The sequence below is a fragment of the Stenotrophomonas sp. INTA L402-1 genome (assembly GCF_059295135.1).
Genome location: NZ_JCAFWP010000147.1, coordinates 1 through 647, shown reverse-complemented (window position 1 = coordinate 647; position 647 = coordinate 1). Strand labels below are relative to the sequence as shown.

Genomic DNA, 647 nt, shown 5'->3' with positions numbered 1-647 from the left:
GTCAGGCATTCTGCGGTTGTCGTTGCCAAAATTCGGTTACTCCTTTACGAACGTTTTCGATATCGCTTTGCGTACCCATGAGTTCAAAACGGTACAGCCACGGCACGCCGCATTTCCGGGCAATCACATCTCCGGCGCGGCCATACGCCTCACCAAAGTTGCGATTACCAGAAGCAATAACGCCGCGAAGCAACGCCCGGTTGTGCTCGTCGTTTAAAAAGCGAATTACCTGTCGTGGCACCGCGCCAGCCGTACCGCCGCCGCCGTAAGAGGGCACGATCAGGATGTAAGGCTCGTCTACCTGAATCCGTTCCCGCTCATTGAGCGGGATGCGCACCGCGGGCAGCCTTAAACGTTCGATAAAACGCTGCGTATTTTCGGAGCTGCTGGAAAAGTAGACGAGCTGGCTCATGCACTGGCAGCGTGTGGCGCTGGATGCAGACGATTGATCATGTCCGGGCGGAAACCAGACCAGCTAAGATCGCCTGCAATCACAACCGGCAACTGACGAAAGCCCTGAGCACGCAGCGCTTCTGCCGCTTCAGGAACGCGATCGACATTAATCATTTCAAAGTCAAAGCCCCGGTTTTCCATCGCCCGTTTGGTGGCGTGGCACTGAACGCAATCGTTACGAGTGTAAATAGTAA

General features: G+C 55.2%; 2 protein-coding genes. Both read right to left on the bottom strand.

What is annotated here, in order from left to right; genetic code table 11:
- Nucleotide 1: 1 nt before the first annotated feature.
- The gene (gene nrdI / locus AC5O77_RS22005) at nucleotides 2–412 is read right to left on the bottom strand and encodes a class Ib ribonucleoside-diphosphate reductase assembly flavoprotein NrdI (protein WP_089583003.1); all 411 of its coding nucleotides are present in this window, start codon (nucleotides 410–412) and stop codon (nucleotides 2–4) included.
- A partial coding sequence (gene nrdH / locus AC5O77_RS22000) for a glutaredoxin-like protein NrdH (protein ID WP_269404412.1) occupies nucleotides 409–647 on the bottom strand: 239 nt, incomplete at its 5' end. The genes nrdH and nrdI, both read right to left, overlap by 4 nt.